The 23617-nt window shown below is 60.9% G+C and carries 24 protein-coding genes; 11 read left to right on the forward strand and 13 right to left on the reverse strand.

Annotated features, from left to right (window positions below; all coding sequences use genetic code 11):
• Nucleotides 1–97 precede the first annotated feature (97 nt).
• Entirely contained in the window at nt 98–760 is a 663-nt protein-coding gene (locus AC1D2Q_RS28815; RefSeq protein ID WP_477815442.1) for an HAD-IA family hydrolase, read from the forward strand.
• 28 nt (nt 761–788) lie between these two features.
• On the opposite strand, the gene AC1D2Q_RS28820 is transcribed toward AC1D2Q_RS28815, so the two are convergent.
• Nucleotides 789–1448 (reverse strand): methyltransferase family protein, encoded by a 660-nt coding sequence (locus tag AC1D2Q_RS28820; protein ID WP_477815443.1) that lies wholly within the window; start codon nt 1446–1448, stop codon nt 789–791.
• A 247-nt stretch (nt 1449–1695) separates the two neighbouring features.
• Between AC1D2Q_RS28820 and AC1D2Q_RS28825 the strand changes: the two genes are divergently transcribed.
• Nucleotides 1696–2643 carry a pyridoxal-phosphate dependent enzyme gene (locus tag AC1D2Q_RS28825; RefSeq protein ID WP_477815444.1) on the forward strand — a complete coding sequence of 316 codons (948 nt, stop codon included), beginning with the start codon at nt 1696–1698 and terminating at the stop codon, nt 2641–2643.
• A 53-nt stretch (nt 2644–2696) separates the two neighbouring features.
• On the opposite strand, the gene AC1D2Q_RS28830 is transcribed toward AC1D2Q_RS28825, so the two are convergent.
• Nucleotides 2697–3014 carry a DUF2388 domain-containing protein gene (locus AC1D2Q_RS28830; protein WP_477815445.1) on the reverse strand — a complete coding sequence of 106 codons (318 nt, stop codon included), beginning with the start codon at nt 3012–3014 and terminating at the stop codon, nt 2697–2699.
• 232 nt (nt 3015–3246) lie between these two features.
• Between AC1D2Q_RS28830 and AC1D2Q_RS28835 the strand changes: the two genes are divergently transcribed.
• Both AC1D2Q_RS28835 and AC1D2Q_RS28840 read left to right on the forward strand, forming a co-directional pair.
• A complete protein-coding gene (locus tag AC1D2Q_RS28835) occupies nt 3247–4365 on the forward strand; it encodes an NAD(P)/FAD-dependent oxidoreductase (protein WP_477815446.1) in 1119 nt (372 codons plus the stop codon).
• Nucleotides 4366–4455: 90 nt separating this feature from the next.
• Nucleotides 4456–4962 (forward strand): DinB family protein, encoded by a 507-nt coding sequence (locus AC1D2Q_RS28840; protein ID WP_477815447.1) that lies wholly within the window; start codon nt 4456–4458, stop codon nt 4960–4962.
• 396 nt (nt 4963–5358) lie between these two features.
• On the opposite strand, the gene AC1D2Q_RS28845 is transcribed toward AC1D2Q_RS28840, so the two are convergent.
• The gene (locus tag AC1D2Q_RS28845; RefSeq protein WP_477815448.1) at nt 5359–6753 is read right to left on the reverse strand and encodes a sensor histidine kinase; all 1395 of its coding nucleotides are present in this window, start codon (nt 6751–6753) and stop codon (nt 5359–5361) included.
• Nucleotides 6731–7414: a response regulator transcription factor gene (locus AC1D2Q_RS28850; protein ID WP_477815449.1), complete on the reverse strand. Its 684-nt coding sequence runs from the start codon at nt 7412–7414 to the stop codon at nt 6731–6733. The genes AC1D2Q_RS28845 and AC1D2Q_RS28850 overlap by 23 nt, the downstream gene beginning before the upstream one ends.
• A gap of 159 nt (nt 7415–7573) precedes the next feature.
• Between AC1D2Q_RS28850 and AC1D2Q_RS28855 the strand changes: the two genes are divergently transcribed.
• The 5 genes from AC1D2Q_RS28855 to hcnC all read left to right on the forward strand — a co-directional run bounded on the left by AC1D2Q_RS28855 (nt 7574) and on the right by hcnC (nt 12398).
• Nucleotides 7574–7897: a YdcA family protein gene (locus tag AC1D2Q_RS28855; RefSeq protein ID WP_477815477.1), complete on the forward strand. Its 324-nt coding sequence runs from the start codon at nt 7574–7576 to the stop codon at nt 7895–7897.
• Between the two features lie 183 nt (nt 7898–8080).
• Nucleotides 8081–9031 (forward strand): hypothetical protein, encoded by a 951-nt coding sequence (locus AC1D2Q_RS28860; RefSeq protein ID WP_477815450.1) that lies wholly within the window; start codon nt 8081–8083, stop codon nt 9029–9031.
• A 394-nt stretch (nt 9032–9425) separates the two neighbouring features.
• Nucleotides 9426–9740: a (2Fe-2S)-binding protein gene (locus AC1D2Q_RS28865; RefSeq protein ID WP_111453214.1), complete on the forward strand. Its 315-nt coding sequence runs from the start codon at nt 9426–9428 to the stop codon at nt 9738–9740.
• Nucleotides 9737–11146 carry a cyanide-forming glycine dehydrogenase subunit HcnB gene (gene hcnB / locus AC1D2Q_RS28870; RefSeq protein ID WP_477815451.1) on the forward strand — a complete coding sequence of 470 codons (1410 nt, stop codon included), beginning with the start codon at nt 9737–9739 and terminating at the stop codon, nt 11144–11146. Before AC1D2Q_RS28865 ends, hcnB begins: the two co-directional genes overlap by 4 nt.
• Nucleotides 11139–12398, forward strand: coding sequence for a cyanide-forming glycine dehydrogenase subunit HcnC (hcnC, locus tag AC1D2Q_RS28875; protein ID WP_477815452.1), 1260 nt, complete (start codon nt 11139–11141; stop codon nt 12396–12398). Before hcnB ends, hcnC begins: the two co-directional genes overlap by 8 nt.
• A gap of 51 nt (nt 12399–12449) precedes the next feature.
• Here hcnC and AC1D2Q_RS28880 read toward each other — a convergent pair whose 3' ends face one another.
• The 8 genes from AC1D2Q_RS28880 to AC1D2Q_RS28915 form a co-directional block, all read right to left on the reverse strand.
• Nucleotides 12450–13319 (reverse strand): isocitrate lyase/PEP mutase family protein, encoded by an 870-nt coding sequence (locus tag AC1D2Q_RS28880; RefSeq protein ID WP_477815453.1) that lies wholly within the window; start codon nt 13317–13319, stop codon nt 12450–12452.
• A gap of 150 nt (nt 13320–13469) precedes the next feature.
• Entirely contained in the window at nt 13470–14504 is a 1035-nt protein-coding gene (astA, locus tag AC1D2Q_RS28885; protein WP_477815454.1) for an arginine N-succinyltransferase, read from the reverse strand.
• 61 nt (nt 14505–14565) lie between these two features.
• Nucleotides 14566–15582, reverse strand: a complete 1017-nt coding sequence (locus AC1D2Q_RS28890) for an arginine N-succinyltransferase (protein WP_477815455.1) — start codon at nt 15580–15582, stop codon at nt 14566–14568.
• Nucleotides 15583–15701: 119 nt separating this feature from the next.
• Nucleotides 15702–17051, reverse strand: a complete 1350-nt coding sequence (locus AC1D2Q_RS28895) for an APC family permease (protein ID WP_477815456.1) — start codon at nt 17049–17051, stop codon at nt 15702–15704.
• 55 nt (nt 17052–17106) lie between these two features.
• Nucleotides 17107–17859 carry an N-formylglutamate amidohydrolase gene (locus AC1D2Q_RS28900; RefSeq protein ID WP_477815457.1) on the reverse strand — a complete coding sequence of 251 codons (753 nt, stop codon included), beginning with the start codon at nt 17857–17859 and terminating at the stop codon, nt 17107–17109.
• Nucleotides 17843–19174, reverse strand: a complete 1332-nt coding sequence (locus AC1D2Q_RS28905) for a type I glutamate--ammonia ligase (RefSeq protein ID WP_477815458.1) — start codon at nt 19172–19174, stop codon at nt 17843–17845. Before AC1D2Q_RS28905 ends, AC1D2Q_RS28900 begins: the two co-directional genes overlap by 17 nt.
• Nucleotides 19171–19815 (reverse strand): cysteine hydrolase family protein, encoded by a 645-nt coding sequence (locus AC1D2Q_RS28910; RefSeq protein ID WP_477815459.1) that lies wholly within the window; start codon nt 19813–19815, stop codon nt 19171–19173. The genes AC1D2Q_RS28905 and AC1D2Q_RS28910 overlap by 4 nt, the downstream gene beginning before the upstream one ends.
• Nucleotides 19816–19817: 2 nt before the next feature.
• Nucleotides 19818–20672, reverse strand: a complete 855-nt coding sequence (locus tag AC1D2Q_RS28915) for a MurR/RpiR family transcriptional regulator (RefSeq protein WP_477815460.1) — start codon at nt 20670–20672, stop codon at nt 19818–19820.
• 345 nt (nt 20673–21017) lie between these two features.
• Between AC1D2Q_RS28915 and AC1D2Q_RS28920 the strand changes: the two genes are divergently transcribed.
• Together AC1D2Q_RS28920 and cobF are read left to right on the forward strand one after the other, a co-directional pair.
• Nucleotides 21018–21590, forward strand: coding sequence for a histidine phosphatase family protein (locus tag AC1D2Q_RS28920; RefSeq protein WP_477815461.1), 573 nt, complete (start codon nt 21018–21020; stop codon nt 21588–21590).
• A complete protein-coding gene (gene cobF / locus AC1D2Q_RS28925; RefSeq protein WP_477815462.1) occupies nt 21590–22345 on the forward strand; it encodes a precorrin-6A synthase (deacetylating) in 756 nt (251 codons plus the stop codon). The genes AC1D2Q_RS28920 and cobF overlap by 1 nt, the downstream gene beginning before the upstream one ends.
• 18 nt (nt 22346–22363) lie before the next feature.
• On the opposite strand, the gene AC1D2Q_RS28930 is transcribed toward cobF, so the two are convergent.
• Complete coding sequence (locus tag AC1D2Q_RS28930; protein WP_477815463.1) at nt 22364–23587, reverse strand: DUF3422 domain-containing protein; 1224 nt, start codon at nt 23585–23587, stop codon at nt 22364–22366.
• Nucleotides 23588–23617 lie beyond the last annotated feature (30 nt).

The raw sequence follows: 23617 nt of genomic DNA on the forward strand, positions 1-23617 counted from the left end.
CCGACAAGCGAAGATCAAAAGATCGCAGCCTGCGGCAGCTCCTACGCGGGTGATGTACATTGCTTGAAAATCCTCGTCTGGTTCTGGAAATCGCCCTTTGTCCCAAGCATCCGTTTACAACGCCCCGTTCCGCGCCTTCCTGTTCGATATGGACGGAACCGTCCTCAACTCCATCGCCGCCGCCGAGCGGATCTGGACAACTTGGGCCTTGCGCCACGGCGTCGATGTGGAAACCTTCCTGCCGACCATCCATGGCGTTCGCGCCATCGACACCATCAATCGCCTGGCGTTGCCCGGGGTGGATGCCGAAGCTGAAGCGGCGTGGATCACCGAGGCGGAAATCGATGATGTGGAGGGGATTGTCGAGGTGTCCGGCGCGGCGATTTTTCTCAAGTCGCTGCCCGCCAACCAATGGGCCATCGTCACCTCCGCGCCGCGCGCGCTGGCGTTGCGCCGAATGGCTGCGGCCGGTATTCCCGAACCCGATGTGATGGTCACCGCCGAAGACGTCAGCGCCGGCAAACCCGACCCTGCAGGTTATCGGTTGGCGGCTCGTCGACTGCAGGTGGACCCAGCCGATTGCCTGATCTTCGAAGACGCCGACGTCGGTATTCGCGCAGGCGAAGCGGCGGGTGCCAACATCATGGTCATCACCGCGACCCACGTTCATCCCCTTCAGACCCGACACGCCACACTGGCCAGTTATGACTCGGTCACGAGCCATGTGGATGCCAATAACCTGATCCGCTTACACTTTTGATAATCGACACGGCCCTAATGTGGTCAGTTCAGTAGATCCCCGGAATCAATCGCCAGCTACGGGCGCAATAAGCCTCGTATTCGTTGCCGAACTGCGAGCGTAACAGCGCTTCTTCAGAGCGAATGCGGGCGATCAGCGGTATCAACATCAGCGCCACCAGCAGCAACCCGACGCCGGAACGAAAGGCCAGCGCCCAACCCACACCATTGATCAGCAGCCCCAGGTAGCTGGGGTTGCGCAGATTCCGATAAATTCCGTCGGTGACCAGGCGATGCCCCGGTTGAATCGCCACCAGCCCGCTGAAGCGGTTGCCGAGTACAAACACCGGCCACATCCGCAACGCGCCGCCGCCAATGAACAGCAGCGCACCCAGCCAACGCACGCCCTCGCCACCGAAGGTCCAGAAGTCGATCCGGTCGGTGTAGGCCGGCAGATACCCGCTCAACAACCCAAGCACCCCGAAAACCGGCAGCACCCAGCGATTGGCCCGGTCTTCACGTTCGCCGGGGCTCAAATTGCCTTCGCTGAACAAAGACACGATCGCCATCACCAGGGTTGCCAGCGCAATGACTACCAGCGGTGGATGCGAGAAAAACACCGCCAACCCGCCCAGCCCGAACACCGCGAGAGCGAGGTAGGCAAGGGTGGTGACGAGGGCGAAAAACGCGAGTTTGGCCGAGATTTTCATGACTGACTTCGCAAAAGGCATATCACCAGTGTAGGAGCTGCCGAAGGCTGCGATCTTTTGATCTTTTCAGTGGTGTAGGCAGGGGCAAAGCAAAATCAAAAGATCGCAGCCTTCGGCAGCTCCTACGGGGGGAGTGCGTTATGGGGACGGTAGTCGTGAACTAAGCTTGGATAAGGATAATCCTGCCCGTTCGCTTCCAGCCCGTTGAAAGATCTCAACGCGCCGGTGCTGTCACAAGGAGCACACGATGCTTCACATCAGAACGCCCCTGATTCTGCACCCGGGCCTGTCGACGCCGACCCGGCGAATCTGGCTCAAGCTGGAAAACCTGCAACCCAGCGGCTCGTTCAAACTGCGCGGTATGGGCCTTCTGTGCAGCCAGGCGGCAGAGCAGGGCAAGCGCAAAGTCGTCTGTCCTTCCGGTGGCAATGCCGGTCTGGCCACGGCAGTGGCCGCCGCCAACCTTGGGCTGAAAGCCTGCATCGTGGTGCCGAACACGACCCCGGAAACCACCCGCGCCAGGATCAGGAAAACCGGTGCCGAGGTGATTGTCCATGGCAAGGTCTGGGACGAGGCCAATCAACGGGCGAAAGAACTCGCGCAGGGCGCAGACACCGAATACGTGCCGGCTTTCGATCACCCGGTGTTGTGGGAAGGACACAGCACCATGGTCGATGAAATCCTCGAGGACTGCCCTCAGGTCGATGCGTTGGTGACATCCGTGGGAGGCGGCGGTTTGCTGGCGGGCCTGCTCACCGGCCTGATCCGTCATCAGCGCATGGATTGTCGGATCGTTGCGTGCGAAACCCAGGGTGCGGCGTCGTTCGCTGCCGCCATCGCTGCCGGGCACCCGGTCAGACTGCCGCGCATCGATACCGTTGCCACGTCACTCGGCGCCGCGCAAGTGGCCGCCTGGCCGGTGCAGCACATCCTTGATTTCCCGCATGAATGCGTGGTGCTCAGCGATGATGAGGCGATCATGGGCGTGGTTCGTTACGCCAACGACCTGCGCCAGTTGGTCGAACCGGCGTGTGGCGTTTCATTGGCGGTGGCGTACCTCGACCATCCGGCGATTGCCGAGGCCCATGACGTGGTGATTGTAGTGTGCGGCGGCGTCAGCATCAGCGCACAGTTGGTCGCCGGCTGGGCACGCCTGTCCGCTGGGGTTGAGAAGACCAGCGCTGAAGCGAGGTAGGGCTGTCCTCGGGGGCGTTCTCAATGGGCTGGCCCTACCGCTCAGGTTTGATATCAGTGACCCGCTGCCATACCTTCCTGAACGAGGATCGCTCTGGCCAGGTCTTCATCGCTGGCCTTCAGGTCGGGATGATTCTGGCGAATTTCGTTCAACACCGACTCCAGGTAAACGCCCCGGATCGTACCGCCACTGGCGACAAAACTGGAGGCGTCATCCCGGGCGGGAATGGCCAATTTGTGATCCTTGAACGTCGAATACAGAGATGCGGAGACCCCGGCTGAGGTGGCGACATCTTTTGCATCTACACCTGCCATAGCCGAACCAACGGGCAAACAAAGCACTAGCGAAGAGATGAGAAACAGACGGCGCATGACGGCGTCCTCCGAAGTGAAGCGTAAAGGAAGTAACACATAATTTAGGATTCCTGGCGGTGGTCAGGAGTTCCCCTGTCGATACGAGATATGCACCGGAGACTGTTCAAAACCGACTCAAGGGCCGAGAACTCCCCCCGGACCGTATTCGATTCGTGGTCATGGACTGGCGATATTCTTCTGCCTGATCGATTATCGGCAGCCAGGGCTGGCTTGAACGAGTGGAGGGCAGGTGAGCGTCGATATCGAATGCGTGGTAGTCGGGGCTGGCGTGGTCGGGCTGGCGGTGGCCAGAGCCATGGCCCGGAGCGGTCGGGAAGTGATCCTGGTCGAGGCGAGCGAGGGGATTGGCGTGGGCATCAGTTCGCGCAATTCGGAAGTGATCCACGCCGGGATCTATTACCCGAGCGGCAGTCTCAAGGCGCAATTGTGCGTGGAGGGCAAGCAACGCCTGTATGCTTTCTGCGAAGAGCGCGGCGTCGATTACCGGCGCCTCGGCAAGCTGATCGTGGCCACCGATGATCGCCAGCGCCATGCCTTGCAGGCGTTGCTGAAACAAGGCCGGCGCAACGGTGTCGATGACCTGCAATTACTGGATGCCGGTCAGGCACGGGCGCTTGAGCCGGCGTTGTCTTGTGTTGCAGCGCTTTGGTCACCGTCCACCGGGATTGTCGACTCCCACGCCTTGATGCTGGCGCTTCAGGCCGATGCCGAAGCCTGGGGCACCTCGATGGCCTTTCATACGCCGCTTGCATCGGCCTGTTGTACCGAACAGGGTTTCGAGCTGCACATGGGTGGGGCTCAGCCGATGACCTTGAGCTGTCGTGAACTGATCAACTGCGCCGGACTGTCTGCGCCAGAGGTGGCGAGCCGGATCGAAGGCTTGCCGGCGCGGCACGTGCCCAAGGCCTGGCTGTGCAAGGGCAGCTACTTCAGTTTCAGTGGCCCGGCGCCGTTCCGGCATCTGGTGTACCCGGCACCGGAAAGCGCCGGGCTGGGCGTGCACATGACCCTGGACCTGGGCGGTCAGGCGCGTTTCGGGCCGGATGTCGAATGGGTCGAGCAGGTCGATTATCGCGTCGACCCCCGTCGTGGCGAAGGCTTCTATCAGGCGATCCGGCGCTACTGGCCGGCGTTGCCCGATGGCAGCCTGCAACCGGCCTACAGCGGCATTCGCCCGAAAATCAGCGGGCCGACCGAGCCGGCCGCCGACTTCATCATCAGCGGCCCGGACGTCCACGGCGTACCGGGCCTGGTCAATCTGTTCGGCATCGAATCGCCGGGGCTGACCAGTTGCCTGGCGCTGGCCGAACGGGTGGTGCAGCGTTTAATTCGCGATGAGATTCTTTAGGTTGCGGCATGACCGATAATCAGCGTTTACGATACTGCCCGCCGTGAAGGCTATTCTTGGCAATGCGCCCATCGCCATGGGAGATCTCTGATGATCAACGTACGCACTGCCCGCATGCTCGCTGATTACAAGCGCTGGGCTGATCAGCGACTCTTCGACAGCCTCATGGCGCTGCCACCTGAGGAACTCAATCGCAAACGGGTGTCGGTGTTCAATAACATGATCGGCGCCTTGAACCACACCTATGTGGTGGATTGCATCTGGCAAGCTCATCTGGAGGGCCGGGGGCACGACTTCAAAACCTCCCACGGCCTGCTCCATACCGAGCTCGCCGAGTTGCGAATGGCGCAACAGGAGATTGATCAATGGTTCTGTGGCTGGAGCTCGGCCCAGACCGAGGAGTCGCTGGATAAACCCATCGAATTCATCTCCATGTCCGGGGAAAGCGGGGTCATGAGTGCCGGCGCCATGCTGTTGCATGTGGTCAACCACGCCAGTTATCACCGAGGCTGGGTGGTCCAGATGTACGTCGAGATTCCGGCCTTGCCACCGATCACCGATTTGTCGGTGTTTTTGCGCGAGGTTCCGGGGTATTGAGTGCCTGCTGACTCAGGAAAATCCTGTGGGAGCGGGCTTAATGCTGTTCACTTGACATCTGGCGACTAAACGAGGGTGGCAGCCGTGCGCAAGTTAGTCGACCGGCAAGGTAAAGCAAAATCCGGCGCGTCCGAAGACGCCTTGCGCACAGCTACCATAAAGTACAGGCGAATACCTGACTGACGATGCTCATGCGACCGCTTTACCTTAGCCGGGCGACTAAACCCGATCACTGATGGGCAGTGACGGGAATCAAGTTACCGAGCGGCCCCAAGGCGCACAGGCCGGTGTATTCTGGCGCAGCCGTAGGCAACGGCGCAAGGATTTGTAGCTTTCAGGAAGTATCCTTGAGGGCGCTTAAACAAGCCCCGTTTCAAGGTTAAACACGAGCAAGTGTCAAGCCTGGGGAATCAGGTCCTGCCGGCAATCGAGCACCAACCGCGCGCCCCCCAACTCGCTGCTGTCCACCTCCAGCGTAAACCCATGCAGGCTGGCAATCGCCGCGACGATCGACAGGCCCAGGCCGAATCCGCTTTGCGGGTTGCCGCCTTCGGCGCGATAGAAACGCTGAAATACCGCCTCGCGCTCGGCCGGCGCAATCCCCGGGCCGGAGTCGAGCACTTCAATGCGCGTATGCCCCGCGTCATTTACCCCACGCAGAATCACCTGGCCACCCGGCGGGGTGAATTTGATCGAGTTGCTCAGCAAATTCGCCACGGCTTCAAACAGCAGGGCACGGTCGCCGTTGAGCCCGGGCAAGGATTCGGGCATTTGCAGTTCAAAGGTCAGTTCGCCTTCTTCCGCCAGCGGCAGGTAAAAGTCATGTAACTCCTGCAGCAACGGCACCGGGTCCAGTTGCACGAAACCCGAACGGCGCTGGCGATCCTCCAGTTCGGAAATCCGCAACAAACCACGAAAACGCGCCATCAAGGTATCCGCCTCGCCCAGCACGGAATCCAGTTGCACGGCCAGTGTCGAGCCTTCATCGGCCTGCTGCTGAATCCGGTACAGCTGCGCCCGCAGGCGGGTCAGCGGCGTGCGCAGGTCATGGGCGATGTTGTCGCACACGCCCTTGACCTCATGCATCAAGCGCTCGATGCGTTCGAGCATGGCGTTGACGATGGCTGCGAGCATGTCCAGTTCGTCACGGCGATTGGACAGCGGCAGGCGCCGGGTCAGGTCGCCGGCGACGATGGCTTCGGCGCTGGCCTGGATCGCCCGGATCCGCCGCAGCGGGCGCCGTCGCAATAAATGCCAGCCGGCGATGCCCGGCAAAATCGTCAGCGACACGCCCCACAACAGCGCGTGCAGGATGATCCGGGTCACGGCAAACAACGAACCGTTGTCCCGCACCAGCACCAGCCAGCGCCCGTCCAGGGTCCGGGTCGCCACGGCGTCGCAACTGTCGGCGGGCAGGGTCGGGTCGTCGGCGTCGACGCAGTCGCCGAGCATGTGAATCTTGCCGTCCAGCGGCAGTTCTTCGGGTATCTGGCGCAAGGCGCCGAAGAGGTAGCGCTGCTGGTCATCGAACAAGCCATAGGCATCGATGCCGCGAACGTCGAAGGTCATGCTGGCGGCGAGGGCGTCTTCCAGTTGTTCGCCCTGAAACCGTGAAAACAGATGCTGACGTTGCATCAGCGAATGCTTGGCCAGGGTGTCCAGGTAGCTGGAGACCTCGTAGTACATGACCCCCATGAGAATCCCGCTCCAGGCCACGAACAGCGAACTGTAAAGCGCCAGCAAACGGCTGCTGGAGGAGCGCCAGCCGTTAGAAGGGTTCAGCAATGACATAACCCGAGCCTCGCACGGTCCGTATCAGTGGGACTTTGCCCGGCGGGTCGATCTTCTTGCGCAGACGGCCGATGTGCACGTCGATCAGGTTGGTGCCGGGGTCGAAGTGATAACCCCAGACCTCTTCGAAAATCATCATCCGCGACAGAATCTGCCCGGTGTTGCGCATCAGAAATTCCAGCAACTTGTACTCGGTGGGCAACAGCGTCAGTAACTGGCTGTCGCGGCTGGCTTCGTGGCTGATCAGGTTCAGCTCCAGATCGGCCACCCGCAATGTGGTGGCCTGGGCGGTCACGGTGTTCTGCCGGCGCAGCAAGACTTCGACCCGGGCCGCCATTTCATCGGTGGCGAACGGTTTGGTCAGGTAATCGTCGCCGCCGGCGCGCAGGCCGCGCACCCGTTCATCGACGTCGGAGAGGGCGCTGATCATCAGGATCGGCGTGGCCACGCCCATGGTGCGCAAGGTGGTGACAATCGCCAGGCCATCGAGCTCCGGCAGCATGCGATCGAGGGTGATCAGGTCGTAGTCACCGCTGACGGCGCGCTCCAGGCCTTCGCGGCCATTGTCGACCCAATCCACTTCGAGGCCGTGGTTGCTCAGTTCGGCGACGATTTCCCGGGCGGTCACGGCGTCGTCTTCGATGGTCAAGATACGGGTCATAGGGCTTGCCTGATAATCGGTTCAATACGAAGTTGAGGCATTTTGCCAAGAATTACATGCGGCTGATTAAATTAACTTTCATGTGGTCTCGTGAGGCTGGCCGCACATTGATATCATCCGGCCATGATTCTAAAGGGAAGCTGCACTGTGCGCACTTTAATGGTTCGTGGCTGGATGCCAATATTTCTGTTGTTAGTGTGCCTGTTCGGCTCATCCGCCTGGGCTGCCAACACACCGTGTTCCGGGAAGAAGGGCGGTATCGATCGTTGCGACGGCGATCTGTTCCTGTGCAATGACGGCTCCATCAGCGGTTCGAAGAAGAGCTGTTCGGCGATGTTTGGCACTAAAAACCAGGCGCGGCCACAGACGCTGTTACAGCAAACCGATGGCTGCGCCTGCGGCACCGGTACGTTCTGCACCGGGCCTAGAGGCGGGGTGTATTGCCTGACGCCCAGCGGCAACAAGAGTTACAAGCGCAAGTAGTTTGGTTGGCGCAATGCATAAAACCCGCTGCCAGCGTCGGCTCCTTGCAAAGTGCATGGTTCTGAGAAGTTCATTGTTTTCAACTTGTTGAAATAGAACGATTTATTCAAATAGTGCGACTGGCACGCTGTCTGCAACGGCTCCTTTTGACGAGTTGTAACAACTGCCTGGAGTACAACAACAATGAATAGATCCCCCGATGGTTTTTATCCTGTCGCCGAAGAGTCCAGCACACTATCGGGCGTCTCGTGGCCCGCAATCTTCGCCGGGGCCGCAGCGGCTGCGGCGTTGTCGCTGATCCTCGTACTGCTCGGTTTTGGCCTGGGTTTCACGGCAGTCTCGCCGTGGGCCAATGAAGGTATGAGCGCCAAGGGCCTGGGTATCTCGACGATTGTCTGGCTGGCCTTTACACAGATCGTGGCGTCCGGTCTCGGCGGTTACATCGCCGGCCGCCTGCGGGTGAAGTGGGCGTACATGCACGGCGATGAGGTTTATTTCCGTGACACGGCCCATGGCTTCCTGGCCTGGTGTGTGGCGACGCTGGTGACCGCGACCCTGGTGGTCGGTTCGGTCAGTAGCGTCGTCAGCGGTGGTGTGCGGGCCGGGGCAGTGGTCGCCGGCGGTGCCGCCAGCGCCATGACCCAGGCTGCCGGCAGCGCTATCGGCAATCCCGCGAATGATCCGTACGGTTACTTCATCGACAGTCTGTTCCGCGATGACCGCCCGGTCGCTGTCAGTGATGACGCCACCCATGGCGCCGTCACCCGCATCTTCGCGCGCAGCCTGAGCCACGACGGTCAGCTGGCCGCCGAAGATCGGGCTTACCTGGCGCAATTGGTGGCCCAGCGGACCAACCTCACGCAAGCGGATGCCGAGCGTCGGGTCGATGAAGTGTATGCCCGCACTCAAAAAGCCGCGGCCGACGCCAAACTGGCTGCGCAACAAGCGGCTGACACCGCCGCGAAAGTAGCGGCATGGACGGCGTTGTGGATGTTCATCGCGCTGCTGGCCGGTGCGTTTTTCGCCAGCCTCGCCGCGACCTTCGGCGGTCGCCGCCGGGATGCCGTGGAGTATCTGGAGGCCGATGCCTATGTGACCACCACCACGACCACGACGCTGCCACCTGTTCGTTAACCCAGGAGAACCACCATGCGCTCATTACTGCTGTTCTTTCTCGGCGTTCCGATCCCGATCATCATTCTGATTGCCTTGTTCATGCACTGATCCCTTCGAGGCATTTGGCCTCTGCCGCTTCTGCCTCCGGTAGAAGCGGCGTTTTGCTTTTTGGGGCCGGTGGGCTCAGGTGTTTTCACTGGCCTGGATCAATATTTCCTTCAGCGATATCTCCTAGCATCAAAGATCCAGCCCCATCCTGCGGTATCGACTACGGTGTCTGGGCGCGCAGCTGATGCGCTGTCGAGGTACCCGTGCAGACCTTCTCGTTGTTATTAGTCAGGTGGCCCGCAAGGTGTAGTGCAGCATGGCGCTGAAGAATCTCACCTGAACCTTTCACGGATGAACAATCGCAATGCAACGCATAAACCGAACCTTCGATATCCAGCCACTGGTGCGGGCGGATATGACTGTGTGCATCAATGGCCAGACTGTCAGCGCCGCCATCGGCGAAACCGTCCTGACGGTCATTCAATCACTGGGCATTCGCCAGGTGGCCCGTAACGATCACGATCAAATCAGCGGTGCCTATTGCGGCATGGGCGTATGCCAATGCTGCCTGGTGAAAATCGATGGCCGGCACAAACGGCGCGCCTGCCAGACAATCGTGCGTGAGGGCATGAGCATCGAAACCCGGGTCAACCGTATTGCCGGGCAGGAGGTTTTATGAGCCTGCAACCGGTGATCGTCGGCGGCGGGCCGGCGGGTATGGCCGCGGCCGTTGAACTGGCGCGCCATGGTGTGCGTTGTACCTTGCTCGAAGAGGCTTCGCGTCTTGGCGGGGTGGTCTATCGCGGGCCCTTGCGCGATAACGTGCAACTGGATTACCTGGGGCCACGCTATTCGGAAGCGCTGGCCAAACTGCATGGAGAATTCCACGAGCAGTCGGGCCTGATCGACGTGCGTTTGAACCACCGCGTGGTCGGCGCCGAAGGCACCCGGGCGTTGGTGGTGCTGGACATCAACGAGCATTTGCAAGAGGTCGAATACCCGCAGCTGCTGTTGGCTGCCGGTTGCCATGAGCGCTGCGTACCGTTCCCCGGCTGGACCTTGCCTGGGGTGATTCTGCTGGGTGGTTTGCAACTGCAAATCAAGAGTGGCGTGGTTCAACCCCAGGGGCCGGTGGTGATTGCCGGCACCGGTCCGCTGTTGCCGCTGGTGGCCTGCCAGCTACACGCTTCGGGGGTGAGCGTCGCCGGGGTTTATGAGGCCTGCGCGTTCGGCAAGATCGCCCGGGAAAGCCTCGCGTTATTGAACAAGCCGCAGTTGTTCCTCGACGGTTTGAGCATGCTCGCGTACCTGAAACTGCACGGCATTCCCATGCACTATGGCTGGGGCGTGGTCGAGGCTCAAGGCGAGGAAGAGTTGAAATCAGTGACCGTTGCGCCGTACTCCAGCACCTGGGAGCCAGACCTGAGCCGTGCCGAACGGATTGCCGCGCAGACCCTGGCGGTCGGCTATGGCTTCATTCCTCGCACCCAACTCAGCCAGCAAATGGGCCTGGACCACGGCTTCAGCGATGACGGCTACCTGCGGGCCAGCGCCAATGTCTGGCAGCAAAGCAGCGAACCCCATGTGCATCTGGCCGGTGACATGGGCGGAATTCGCGGTGGTGAGGCGGCCATGCTCGCGGGACGAATCGCAGCAGTGTCGATCCTGCTGCAACGGGATGTGCTGGACGCGGAGCTGGCACGGGTCAGGCGTGACCGTTACCTGTCCAGACTCAAGTCCATCATGCGCTTTCGCGCCGCCGTCGACCGTTACACCGAACGCGGTGCCGGGCAGACCGCATTGCCGGCTGCCGACACGGTGATTTGTCGCTGCGAGCATGCGACCCGCGTCGACATCGATCGGGCGCTGGAGCAGGGCGTGCAAGACCTGGCCAGCCTGAAAATGCGTACCCGCGTGAGCATGGGCGACTGTCAGGGGCGGATGTGTGTCGGCTATTGCACCGACCGTTTGCGCGAAGCCACCGGGCGGCAAGACGTGGGCTGGTTGCGCCCGCGCTTTCCCGTCGACCCGATTCCTTTTTCAGCGTTCCAGTCTGTCGGCACGGAGGCGACAAGCCATGAGTAAGTTCTACGACGTGATCATCGCCGGCGGCGGTGTGATTGGGGCGTCCTGCGCCTATCAGTTATCCAAGCGCAAACACCTGAAAGTCGCGCTGATCGACGCCAAGCGACCCGGCAACGCGACCCGCGCTTCGGCCGGTGGTTTGTGGGCGATTGGTGAGTCGGTGGGCCTGGGCTGCGGGGTGATTTTCTTCCGCATGATGTCCGCCAATCGCAAGCGCGAAGCCCAGGGCGCAGCGGTGGCGGTGGACTCCAGCACGCCGCATATCCTGCCGCAGTCGTTCTTCGATTTAGCCTTGCAGTCCAACGCGATGTACCCGGATTTGCACCGGGAGCTGCAGGACAATCACGGGATGGATTTCAAGTTCGAGAAGACCGGCTTGAAATTCGTGATCTACGACGATGAAGACCGGCTCTACGCCGAGCACATCGTGGCGTGCATTCCGCATCTGGCGGATCAGGTGCGCTGGCTCGATCAAGCGGCCCTGCGTGAAGCCGAGCCAAGCGTCAGCCATGAGGCAAGGGGGGCACTGGAGTTTCTCTGCGACCATCAAGTCAGCCCGTTCCGCCTGGCCGATGCCTACACCGAAGGCGCGCGGCAAAACGGGGTGGACCTGTATTTCAACACCAACGTTACCGGCGTGCTGCATGAAGGCTCGCAGGTCACCGGCGTGCAGACCGTCGAGGCCGGCGTGTTCCGTTGCGATACGCTGATCAACGCCGCTGGTGCCTGGGCCGCCGACCTCAGCGAGCAGGCCACCGGCATTCGCATTCCGGTGAAACCGGTGAAGGGCCAGATCCTGCTGACCGAGCGTATGCCGAAGATCCTGCGCGGTTGCCTGACCACCAGCGACTGTTACGTGGCGCAGAAAGACAATGGCGAAATCCTGATCGGCAGCACCACCGAAGACAAAGGTTTCGACGTGACCACCACCTACCCGGAAATCAGCAGCCTGGTGCAAGGCGCAGTGCGCTGCATTCCGGCGCTCGCCGACATCAGCCTGAAACGTTGCTGGGCCGGGTTACGTCCTGGTTCGCCGGACGAACTGCCGATTCTCGGGCCGATGAAAGGCGTGCAGGGTTACCTCAATGCCTGCGGACATTTCCGCACCGGCATCCTGACCTCGGCGATTACTGGCGTGCTGCTGGACAAACTGGTGAATAACGAGCCGTTGCCGCTGGATATCACACCGTTTCTGGCGGATCGGTTTGAAGTGACGCCGCAGGTCGAATCGAAAGAAGCGCACATGGCTTGACCGCAACCTCACCACTGACGCGCGAGCGCTGTGGTGAGGGCTTTTGTGCCGTCACTCTTTAACGCTCATGAACTCTTTCGCCCAACGAATGTAGTCCTCCGGCTGCGTATAGGTATGCGTCAGTTCGGTGGCGTTCAGGTCGGAGGCCTGGGTGAAGATCTGGCGTTGTTCACGCAGGCTGTCATAAGTGGCTTTGATCGCTGCGAAGTAGGCGCCATGGCCGTCGATGGTGACACGCACGCCCAATTCGGCCAGGCGTTTGTCGTCGCGCAGCAACGGGTTGCCGTAGGTGACCAGCATCAGCGGTACGCTCAGGTGTTCGGCGATCTGTTCCAGATGATCGAAATCCTGCACGCCCACCATGCAAATCCCGTCGGCCCCGGCCTGTTGGTAATGCTGGGTGCGGCTGATGATTTCCTGGACCGGCAGGATCCCTGCGTTGGTGCGGGCGATGATCGCCATTTCCGAGTCGACCCGGGCTTCCAGCGCCGCGCGGATCTTGCCGACACCTTCGGCGACCGTGATCAGGTCGGTGGACTTGCGACCGAATTGCGCCGGCAGCAGGGTGTCTTCGATGGTCAGGGCGGCCACGCCGGCGCGTTCGAGTTCGACGATGGTGCGCATGACATTGAGCGCGTTGCCGTAGCCGTGGTCGGCGTCGGCAATGACTGGCAATTGCGCCACTCGGCCGATGCGGGTGGCCTGTTCGGCGAACTCGCTGAGGCTGATCAACGCAAAGTCCGGGGCACCCAATACCTGCAACGACGCCACCGAACCACCCAGGATTCCCAGMTCAAAACCCAGGTCGGCGGCGATGCGTGCCGACATCGGATCGAAGACCGAGGCCGTGTGGTAGCAGGTGTCGGAAGCGAGCAGTTGGCGGAAATTACGGCGCAAATCTTGATGAGAAAGCCTGGACATACGAGTTCCACCATATAAAGGAATGGAAGGGCTTGAGCAAAAGTGTCAACGCCGAAGGAACAAAAGGCTATCACGCGGGCGGGGAAAGGATGATGACGAATTTTTTTGGCCAGTGGATGCAAGATCAAAAGATCGGACGATAATTTCCGTTCACGCCGCCACCGCCTGCTGCTGTTGGTTGCGCATCAGCACCGCACGGACCGAGCTGCCGGGTTGCAATTGCAGGCGTTTGGCGGTGAGGCGGTCGACCATCAGGCTATTTCCCACCAGCCGCGCGCGGGCGGTGGTGATGCGGCAGTTTTCCAGGCGACGGTTGTGGATCAGCCATACCGGAGCCTGGTCGTCGGGCGTGCCGATGGCCAGCACCAAAGATTGGCTGTCGCGCACCGTGCGGATTCTCGACACCGGGGCTTCGATCACCGGGCCTGCGTCGAAGATGTCGATGTAACCCTTATGGGCAAACCCCTCGGCGGTGAGGATCTTCAGCGCCGGTTCGGTATTGGGGTGGGGCTTGCCGATCACCGCTTGGGCCTGTTCGGTAAGCAGGCAGGTGTAAAGCGGCTGGCGCGGCATCAGTTCGGCGATGAACGCTTTGCTGCCCAGCCCCGACAAGTGATCGGCATGGCTGAAATCCATCTTGAAGAAGTGCCGGCCCAGGCTGTCCCAGAACGGTGAGCAGCCATGTTCGTCGGCACTGCCGCGCAGTTCGGCGATGAGCTTGTCGCCGAACAGCTGGGGGAATTCGGCAACGAACAGCAAACGCCCCAGCGACAGCAATCGACCGTTACTGCCATAGCGTTGATCGTGTCGCAGAAACAGCGAGCAGATTTCCGATTGCCCGGTCATTTCGTTGTTGAGGAACAACGTGGGGATCTGGCGCTGAATGCCCAGGTCCGGCGATGAACTGACCGTGAGCCCGACCCGGTAGTTGTACCAGGGCTCCCGCAGACCGACGGCCCCGATCAGGGCACTGACGCCGACCACTTGCTGATCATCGTCTTCGAGCACAAACAGGTAGTCGGCATCCGCGTGCTCGACCTGTCCGGCGAAAGTCCGCTGGGCCCAGCGCACCCGGTGGGCCAGGCGCTCTTCGTTGGCCGGCAGGGTAGTGAACCCGGGGCCGGCCCGTTGTACCAAATCCAGTAAAGCGGGCAGATCGGTCATTTGAACCGGGCGCAAAATCATGATGCAGCTCCTTCTTCGCGCCTGCTCGGGCGCTGTCGTTGGGCTCGGGGCCGGTTGCCGCTCACAGGGCGATCAGCCGGATCGCACTGGCGTCGGTCACGTTCAAGGCCGCGCACATCTCGGCGCTCAAGGCGATAGGTTGCCCGGCGCAGTAGTCCAGCTCGGCGACGATGGCGCGGTAGCCCTTCAACGAATCGTTGCTCACCAGGTAACTGCCACGGGCGTCGATGGGCGAGCCCGTTTGCACCGTGCCGGACTGGCTCTGGGCGATGGAACGAATGCTTGAGGTGCGGGCGTACAGCGTCGGGCCGCCGTCGAACAGGTCGATGTAGCTGTTGGTCTCGAAGCCTTCGCGTTCCAGAATGTCGAAGGCCTCTTGGCCATCGGGGTGGATCCGGCCGATGCAATCTTGCGCAGCCTGCGACAGCATCGGCACGTAGATCGGGTATTGCGGCATCAATTCAGCGAGGAATGTCCGGCTCTGCAGGCCGCAAAGCCGCTCGGCCTCGACGTAAGGCAAATCGAAGAAATGCTTGCCCAGCGCGTCCCAGAACGGCGATTGCCCCTGTTCGTCGCTGTAACCGACGATCTCGGTGATCACCGCTTCGGCAAAACGCGTCGGGTGGGCGGCAATGAACAGCAGCCGCGCCCGGGACAGCAACTCGGAAAATGGCGTGCGCTCCAGTGCCGAGTCGATATGGAAACCGCGTAGCAAAGAGTGACCGCTGAGGTCTTGGCACAACGACAACGCCGGCACCCCATGCTCGATGTTCAGCTCCCGTGAGGCGCTGGTGAAATGGCGGTTGCGCAAACTGTAGAACGGCTCGCCGAACCCGGCGGTGGCGAGCACTTCCGAGCAGCCGACCAGACGGCGAGTCGTCTGGTTTTCCAGCACGAAGAAATAGTTCTCCGGGCCTTGGCCCTGGACGTCTTTTTCGAACGAAGCACAGGAATCGAGAATTTTCTCCCTCAGGCGTTCGGTGTCGTCCGGCAAGGACGTGACCCCCACCAGACTGTCGCGCGCCAGCTGCTGTAACTGGGGCAGGTCGGTTAACTCGACTGGACGTAAGACCAGCATGGACATACTCCTGTATCAAAGGGTTCGGCGGCTTGCACCGAACCTGACTATCACTGTCGGTTTCCACGCGTAAAATCGGCAGTCGCCTGAATTCATGTCAGACGTTGCTCTTTTTCTTGTCAGCCGTTGCTTGGGTCGGGCAGTGCGGTGCTGGCACCCAGTTTGTTGAGGAAGAACAGATAGACCAGGCCCAGGGCAATCCAGATCAGGCCGAGTTTCTGTGCATCGACGCCCATGTTGTACATGATGGCCGCGACGATGATGAAGCCGATGACCGGGCAGATCAGGTGACGGATCACCTGGCCGGACTTCTGCCGACGCCAGTAGTAGTTGATCACGGTCAGGTGCAGCAGCATGAAGCCGCTCAGGGCGCCGAAGTTCACCAGGGAGGTGAGGGTGTCTACCGAGTTGATGAACAGGTAGCAGATCACCAGCGACAGCACCGCCACCAGATAAATGCTCAAGTACGGTGTGTTGTGTTTCGGGTGCACTTTGGCCAGCACTTTTGGCAGTTTGCCGTCTCGGGCCATGCCGAACAGCAGTCGCGAAACCGCCGCTTGGGAGGTGATGGCGACGGCCACACCCCAGGCCAGCGCGGTGGCCACGGCGGTCAGGGTGGCCAGCCAGCTACCAGCGGCGATTTCGGCGATTTCATAGAACGCGGTGTCGGCGGACTTGAAGCCCAGGCCGGCGGCCAGGTCGGTGGCAATCCAGGTCTGCACGACGAAGATCACACCCATCACCAGCAACGTGATCAGAGCAGCCTTGCCGACGCTGCGGCCCGGGTCGCCCTTGATCTCTTCGGCGAGGGTGGAAATCGCATCGAAACCGAGGAACGACAGCACCGCAATCGACACTGCTTGCATCAGCAGGGCGAAGTCGAAGGTTTCGGGGTTGTACAGCGGCGCCAGGGTCAGCTGACCGTTGCCACCGCCACTGTGCAAGGCATTCCAGGCGTAGAACAGGAAGATCCCCAGCACCACCAGTTGCGCCAGCAGGAAGAGGATGTTCATCCGCGCGGTGAAGGTGATGCCCCGCAGGTTGACGAAGGTGGCGCTGACCAGAAAGGCCAGGATGAAGCCGACTTTCGGGATATCCGGGTACAAATGATTCAGCGCCATTGCTGCGTACACGTAGAGCAGCGGTGGAATCAGCAGGTAATCGAGCAGCATCAGCCAGCCGGCGATAAACCCGACATGTTGGTTGAGGCCTCGTTGTGCGTAGGAATACACCGAGCCCGCCACCGGAAAGGCCCGGGCCATGCTGCCGTAACTGAGGGCGGTGAACAGCATCGCCACCATGCCGATGATGTAGGCCAGCGGCACCATGCCGGGGGCTTCGGCGTTGACGTAACCATACACGCCGAACGGTGCGATGGGGATCATGAAGATCATCCCGTACACCACCAGGTCGGTCAGTGACAGGCTACGTTTCAACTCTTGCCTGTAGCCGAATTCTTCAATGTCCATGAAGCCGTTCTCCTTGATATGAAAGCAGCTGCACGCTGCGAGTTTGAAGCTGTTGCTATAGCAGTGGCGCCAGATAGTCGGTCCAGCGACTGACGTCCTCGGGGGTGCGCAGCAGATCGTTGCGCACCTCGATCAGCACCGAGTCCAGCCCGCGTGCATCGCCGTGAACCGGCACGGTCATGTCAACCAGCGGATCGACTTTGTACGGCTGATTACCGGCGACTTTCAATGGATGCCGGCTCAACCCGTCGATCACCTGCTGGGCGTACTCCCTGGCCTGCCCGTACAACACGCCGACTTCCAGCGATCGTGGCTGGCCGTAATATATCGGCGTGAAACTGTGAATCCCCACCACTCGAACCGGTTTATTTTGCTCCACACGGGCGTCGATCAAGGTTTGCAAGCGTGCATGAAACGGTTTGAACAGGCAGTGCCGGCGGTATTCACGGGTAGCCTCATCCAGATCGCGATTGCCCGGCACCTGATAAATCTCGCTCTGCAACGCAATGCTGTCCGGCGCGTGGCGCGGGCGGTTGAGATCAATCAACAGCCGCGAATAGTTGGCCGCCAACAGGGTCGCGCCCAGTGCTTCGGCCAAACCCTCGGCCAGCGCCAGGGCGCCGATGTCCCAGGCGATGTGTTCGCGGGCGGCCTCGTCGCTCAGGCCCAGGTCGTTTAACCCGTCCGGGATAAAACGACTGGCGTGTTCACACACCAGAATCAGCGGGTGCTCGGAAGCTTCCCGGCTCAGGGTGTAGGCAGGCCGGGTGTAGAGGCCCAGTTCGGCGGATTCAGTACAGGCGCGCATAGTGCTCACAGAGGTCGGCGGGCGAGAGCTGTTCCGTCAGCGTCAGTTCCTCGGTTTTCAGGGCGAAGTAGGTGTCCAGTAACGCGCTCGGCAGGGCTTCGATCAGCGCCTCGCTGTTGCGCAGGCAATCCAGTGCCCGGGACAGCGACGAAGGCAGGGCGACGATGCCGCGGGCCTGGCGTTGCTCTTCGTTCAGGGAGTCAGGGATTTCATCGGTGATCGCGTTCAACGCCAGGCGCTGCTCGATACCCAGGCGTCCGGCGATCAGCAATGCAGCCATGGCCAGGTGCGGTGAGGCGGTGGCGTCCATGGCGCGAAATTCCAGGTTGTACTGCATCGCCACGGATTTGCCGCCCAGGCTGACGGTCGGGCAAATCCGCAGCGCCGCTTCGCGGTTGCGTTGGCCGAGGCAGGCGTAGGAAGCGCTCCAGTGATGGGGCTGCAAGCGTTGGTAGGAAACCGGTGTCGGCGCAGTGAAGGCGCAGAGCGCCGGCAAGTAATGCAGAACGCCGGCGGCCCAATGCTGGCTGAGGGTCGACAGGCCGTTGGCGGTGCCGGCGTCATACATCACCGGTTGGCCGGCCATGTCTTGCAGGCTCACGTGCAAATGCACGCCGTTGCACACGGCATGCTCGGCCGTCTTGGGGGCGAAACTCAGGTTGAGGCCCATTTGCCGGGCGATCTCACGGGTGATCTCGCGCACGTTCACCGCGCGGTCTGCGGCAGCGACACCAAGGGCCGGGCGGCAGGTGATTTCGTACTGGTGCTTGCCGTATTCCGGCAGGAACATTTCCGGCTCGACGCCGCCGGCTCGCAGTGCACTGAGCAGCCAGCCGCCGAACCCGGCGCCCTGGCGCTGGGCTTCCAGAGAGAACGCCAGGTGCTCCGCCGCGCCGCTGTCGAGGTTGAATTCGTGTTCGAACGCGGCGTTGACCTGCAACCCCAACTCATCGCGATAGCGCTCCACCTCATTGCGCAACAGCGTACGAGGGCAGGCGCCCCACGGACGGCCATCGGTTTCGCGAATGTCGCCGTGAATGAAGTCGAGCGCCGGAGCAGTGGCATCCGGGCCGTTGTTGACGGTCACCCGGCTGCTCAAGTCTGGAATCAGCCGTAAATCCCCATATGCGCCCCAAGGGTTGCTGGAGGCGATGATGTCTTGCGGGGTCAGGGCGCTATTGGCCGGCACCCAGCCGCAACCGGCCGCTTGATAGGCATCGAGTTCGTCGGTGGGGAAGGAACGGCCGCGTGTCACACCGATCAGGTCGGTGGTGACAATGGTGGTCATGGGCAGTGGTGACAGGCGTTCGCTCATGGCTGGATCTCCTGCAACCGGCCAAGCACCGTCTGGGTGTCGGTGATCCAGCAGTAGCCCTTGATGGCGTTCAGGCAGGCGTGATGTCGTTGCTCGGTGTAGGTGGCGCAGGCATCTTCGACCAGCGTTACCAGATACCCACGGTCGGCGGCGTCGCGCACGGCCATGTCGACGCATTGGTCGGTGACGATGCCGGCGATGATCAGGTGGCGGGTTTCAAGGTTGCGCAGCACGTAGTCGATGCTGGTGGAGTTGAACACCCCGGAAGAGGTCTTCGGTAGCACGATTTCGTTTTCGGTCGGCGTCAGCTCTTCGATGATTTGCGCTTGCGGGCTGCCCTTGGGCAGGTGCATGTCCGAGAGTTTGTGATCCAGCGAACGATCGCGGCCATCGGCGGTGAGGCTTTCGATGAGTGTGTGCAACACGTTTTGCCGGGCGCTGCGAAAGGCATTGAGCAGCCTGCGTTGATTGGGCACCACCTGCGTGCGGGCGCGGGTCAGGAAGTAGCCGGCATCCGGCTCGTTGAGGTGTGGGTCGAACTGCGGTTCGAGCCAGGCACGTTGCATGTCCACCAGTAACAGCGCGGTGTGGTCGGCGGCAAATGGCAAGTCCCGGGGCGAATGGTGGGGGAGCATGAACATCCTTATTTATCCTCCAGCAGGTGAGTGTCGAAGTCGGCTCGCAGGGCATCGATGCCTTCCAGGCGATCGGCCAGATCGGGGCTGCGCAGGGTCAGGCAGGCAATCAGTGCTTCAACCTGGGCCAGCGCCGGCACTATCGAGTCGAAGGCCGACGCCGATTCCACCGGTGCGCTGATGATCAGGTCGGCTATTTCCCGCAGCGGTGATGCGTAGATGTCGGTGAACAGCACGACGCGCGCATGTCGGTTTTTTGCCGCATTGGCGACCCGCAGGGCCTGAGACTGATAGCGCCGGTAGTCGAACACCAGCACCACGTCCTGGCGTTGCAAGTCGAATAAACGGTCCGGCAATTGCGAGTTGTCTTCCAGGGCGAAACAGCCGGGCCGCAACAGGCGCAGGTGATTGAGCAAATAGTTGGCGAGGAAACTGCTGAAGCGACCGCCAAAGCAGTGGACCTGGTGGCGGGTGTCGAGCAGCCACTCCACCAGAATCCGCACATCTTCGGGCTGGGTCAGCGCCTGGGTTTCTACCAGTGCCCGTTGGCTGTCCGCCAGATAGTGACTCCAGGGGTCATCTTTCTTGAGTTGGGCGCGGGGTTGCAGCAGGGTGCTGGGGGAGCGCAGGCGGTGATCCATGTCACTGAGCAAGGCTTCCTGAAAATCGGCGTAACCGCTGAAGCCAAGCTTTTTTATCAGCCGCACGATGGTCGGATCGCTGACACCGGCATGTTCGGCCAAGCGTGACATCGGGCCCAGTCCGTTACGCGGGTACTGGTCCAGCAAGGCACGTATGACTTTGCGTTCCGACGGCGTGAAGTCCAGGCCGGGCTCGGTGATCAGGTCTCTGAGAGGGGGCATCCGGGCTCCTGCTGGATGGGTATGTCGGTTTCATTTCATAAATCGCTAAATTAGTATTTATGTAACGTGTGCTACATGTCTAGTGAATTTTTGTGCGGATTTTGAAAGCACTAAAATGGGGCGAAACCGCCGTGCGTGCGGGGCTGCGTGGATGCAGACAGGCGTTGTAGGACATCGCCCATAGTGGTGTGAGATATCGACCCTGCCCGGGGATAAAATGGACGCTGTGACACCAATGTCGTAGCTGCTACGAGGAAGGCACCCAGAGGGAGCTTCTTGCGGCACAATGAACCGATCGTTCGCGGCATCGTGCCATCTTTTATCCCATCGACAGAGAGAACCTTCGTGCAGGCAACCCGCTTGACCCTGATTTGCCACGCTCGAACCGTTGCACAGAAACTGGCGCGTTTTCCTACGAATGAACCAGTGGAAATGGATTGGCAATCGGCGAAGGGCTCGCGCTGTCGTCAGTTCAAGCGAGCACCACGTTTACTCTGCGGCCCTGAACTGCGGACCCGGCAAACCGCTGAGCTGTTTGGCGACAACGTGGAGATTGTCACGGCACTGGGGGATTGCGATTTCGGACGCTGGAAGGGCACGTCGATCGACGACCTGCAAACATCCGAACCCGAGACGCTTCAGACCTGGCTCAACGACTCGACGTCGGCGCCCCACGGCGGAGAATCGGTGGCGCAGCTCGGTGAGCGGGTAGCCGCGTGGCTGAAGACCCTTGAGGCGACACCGGAGCATATCGTTGCCATCACCCATCCGTTTGTCATTCGCGCCGCGCTGATGCAGGTGTTGCAGGGCACGGCGTTCAACCAGATCGACGTCGAACCGCTGTCGGCCATCGAATTGCGGTTCAACGGTCGCTGGCGGTTACGCTTGACGGGCATGGACCCCGAAGGAGTGCTGTGATGAAAAAACTTCTGGTCATCGGTGTCGGCGCCGGCAACCCCGACTACATCACGATGCAGGCGGTGAAAGCTTTGAACCGGGTCGACGTGTTTTTCCTCATGGACAAGGGCCAGAGCAAAGACAAACTGATCGACCTGCGTCGCGAGATCTGCGAGCGCTACATCACCGATCGCGACTACCGCTTCGTTGAAGCCCACAGCCCGGAGCGTGAGCGCGGGGATGTGGACTACAACGCCAGCGTCGAAGACCTGAACCGTGCCAAGCAGCAGACGTTCGAGCGGCTGATCGATGAGGAAATGACCGACGTCCAGTGCGCCGGTTTTCTGGTGTGGGGCGATCCGGCGTTGTACGACAGCACCATTCGCATTCTGCAGGCGATTCTGGCGTCCGGTCGTTGTCTGTTCGAATTCGAGGTGATCCCCGGCATCACCAGCGTGCAGGCGTTGGCGGCGCAACATAAAGTGCCGCTGAACAGCATCGGTCGCTCAGTTGAAATCACCACCGGTCGACGACTGGCGGCCGGCCAGGTAAGCGATGCCGACAGCCTGGTGGTGATGCTGGATGCGCAAGATGCCTACCATCACGTGGCTGATCAGGAGACAGACATTTACTGGGGGGCCTATCTGGGGACGCCGGATGAAATCCTGATCAGCGGCAAGCTCAAAGACGTGGCCGATGAAATTGAGCGGGTGCGCAAGGCGGCGCGGTTGGCCAACGGGTGGATCATGGATACCTACCTGTTGCGCAAGCCTTGAACGCCGCCAACCGATTGATCAGTGTTCTTTGGCCTTTCTGATCCTGATCAAAATAAACAGCAGGATGCACAGCGCGAGCGGGGTCATGGCCAGCATGGCGTCCCGCGCGGAAATGTCTGCGCCCAGGGTGTGCAGGCCCGAGTAGAACAGCTTGAACAGGCTCAGCAAATAATAGGTGATGGCGATAATCGACAAGCCTTCGACCGCGCGCTGGATTTTTATTTGGGTATCGGCGCGAGCGTTCAGGCTGCTCAGGATTTCCGAGTTCTGTTCTTCCATTTCAACCTGCACCCGCGCCTGCAGCAGATCCCCGAGGTTGGCCACGCTCTTGGCCAGTTGCTCCAGGCGTTGTTCGGTGACGTCACAGTACCTGACGGTGGGTTTGAAGCGTCTTTCGATGAAGATCCCCAGTCGCTGGCAATCGCCCACGTGAGTTTCCCTGAGTTCGCCCAAACGCTCGAAAACCAGCTGGGCATACGCTTGGGTGGCGCTGAAGCGGTGTCGGGTTTTCGCGGTGCTGCTGACCACTTGCGCCGACAGACTGGCGATATCAGTCAACAACGCTTTCGCATTGTCGGTATCGGGGCCGGCGTTACGTTCCGAAAGGTTGACCAATGTCTTATCGAAGACGTTGAGCTGAGCGCTCAAGGTTTTCGCGGTGGTAAGGGAAAGCGACGCCATCATGCGGTAGGTTTCGATTTCCAGCAGACGGCGGATCATCCGGCCTTGGCGATAGGCATTCAGGCGCTTGTTGACGAACAGGAAACGGTTGGTGCCGTCCTCGCTCAGGCGAAAATCGCTCCAGACTGTCGCATCGCCACCGCCGATGCATGAGCCGCAAGGGTCTTTGAATCCATAAGCCGACAGATCGCCGGAAAACGACGCATCGTTGCGCACCACAATCTGCACGGCGTTGATCACGTGCTGCATGAAGGGTTCGACGCGGTCCATCAAGGTCTTGGGGGGCTGGCTCCAGTCAGGCTCCTGACTGGAAGAGGGCACCACCAGTGTCAGCGTCAGGAACTCCGCGTGTCGCTCCCACTTCAAGGCATGCCCCTCCAGCCGGGTGATGCCCTGGGCCGCATCCGGGTCGACGGGGCCGGGGCAGCAACGACTCAGCAGGGTGTCGCATTGCCCGTCATTAGCCAGAAACGCCAGATGAAACACGTGGGCGGGCTCGTCGAAATACAGCGAAGGGCGCGCGTGCAACTCATTGTGCAGGGTCAGTCTTTGCGGGTGCATGCTGTCGAGGCCATGTTGGAGTTGTTTGTT

It is taken from the genome of Pseudomonas sp. P1_A1, from assembly GCF_056406935.1.

Coding starts and splice junctions, on each gene's coding strand:
- AC1D2Q_RS28915 (WP_477815460.1), bottom strand. CDS start 20,672: ATGCCCCCTCTCAGAGACCTGATCACCGAGCCCGGCCTGGACTTCACG.
- AC1D2Q_RS28855 (WP_477815477.1), top strand. CDS start 7,574: ATGGTTCGTGGCTGGATGCCAATATTTCTGTTGTTAGTGTGCCTGTTC.
- AC1D2Q_RS28900 (WP_477815457.1), bottom strand. CDS start 17,859: ATGCGCGCCTGTACTGAATCCGCCGAACTGGGCCTCTACACCCGGCCT.
- AC1D2Q_RS28820 (WP_477815443.1), bottom strand. CDS start 1,448: ATGAAAATCTCGGCCAAACTCGCGTTTTTCGCCCTCGTCACCACCCTT.
- AC1D2Q_RS28865 (WP_111453214.1), top strand. CDS start 9,426: ATGCAACGCATAAACCGAACCTTCGATATCCAGCCACTGGTGCGGGCG.
- AC1D2Q_RS28895 (WP_477815456.1), bottom strand. CDS start 17,051: ATGGACATTGAAGAATTCGGCTACAGGCAAGAGTTGAAACGTAGCCTG.
- AC1D2Q_RS28845 (WP_477815448.1), bottom strand. CDS start 6,753: ATGTCATTGCTGAACCCTTCTAACGGCTGGCGCTCCTCCAGCAGCCGT.
- AC1D2Q_RS28825 (WP_477815444.1), top strand. CDS start 1,696: ATGCTTCACATCAGAACGCCCCTGATTCTGCACCCGGGCCTGTCGACG.
- AC1D2Q_RS28840 (WP_477815447.1), top strand. CDS start 4,456: ATGATCAACGTACGCACTGCCCGCATGCTCGCTGATTACAAGCGCTGG.
- AC1D2Q_RS28910 (WP_477815459.1), bottom strand. CDS start 19,815: ATGTTCATGCTCCCCCACCATTCGCCCCGGGACTTGCCATTTGCCGCC.
- AC1D2Q_RS28850 (WP_477815449.1), bottom strand. CDS start 7,414: ATGACCCGTATCTTGACCATCGAAGACGACGCCGTGACCGCCCGGGAA.
- cobF (WP_477815462.1), top strand. CDS start 21,590: ATGAAAAAACTTCTGGTCATCGGTGTCGGCGCCGGCAACCCCGACTAC.
- AC1D2Q_RS28830 (WP_477815445.1), bottom strand. CDS start 3,014: ATGCGCCGTCTGTTTCTCATCTCTTCGCTAGTGCTTTGTTTGCCCGTT.
- AC1D2Q_RS28890 (WP_477815455.1), bottom strand. CDS start 15,582: ATGCTGGTCTTACGTCCAGTCGAGTTAACCGACCTGCCCCAGTTACAG.
- AC1D2Q_RS28905 (WP_477815458.1), bottom strand. CDS start 19,174: ATGAGCGAACGCCTGTCACCACTGCCCATGACCACCATTGTCACCACC.
- AC1D2Q_RS28930 (WP_477815463.1), bottom strand. CDS start 23,587: ATGCACCCGCAAAGACTGACCCTGCACAATGAGTTGCACGCGCGCCCT.
- AC1D2Q_RS28860 (WP_477815450.1), top strand. CDS start 8,081: ATGAATAGATCCCCCGATGGTTTTTATCCTGTCGCCGAAGAGTCCAGC.
- hcnC (WP_477815452.1), top strand. CDS start 11,139: ATGAGTAAGTTCTACGACGTGATCATCGCCGGCGGCGGTGTGATTGGG.
- hcnB (WP_477815451.1), top strand. CDS start 9,737: ATGAGCCTGCAACCGGTGATCGTCGGCGGCGGGCCGGCGGGTATGGCC.
- astA (WP_477815454.1), bottom strand. CDS start 14,504: ATGATTTTGCGCCCGGTTCAAATGACCGATCTGCCCGCTTTACTGGAT.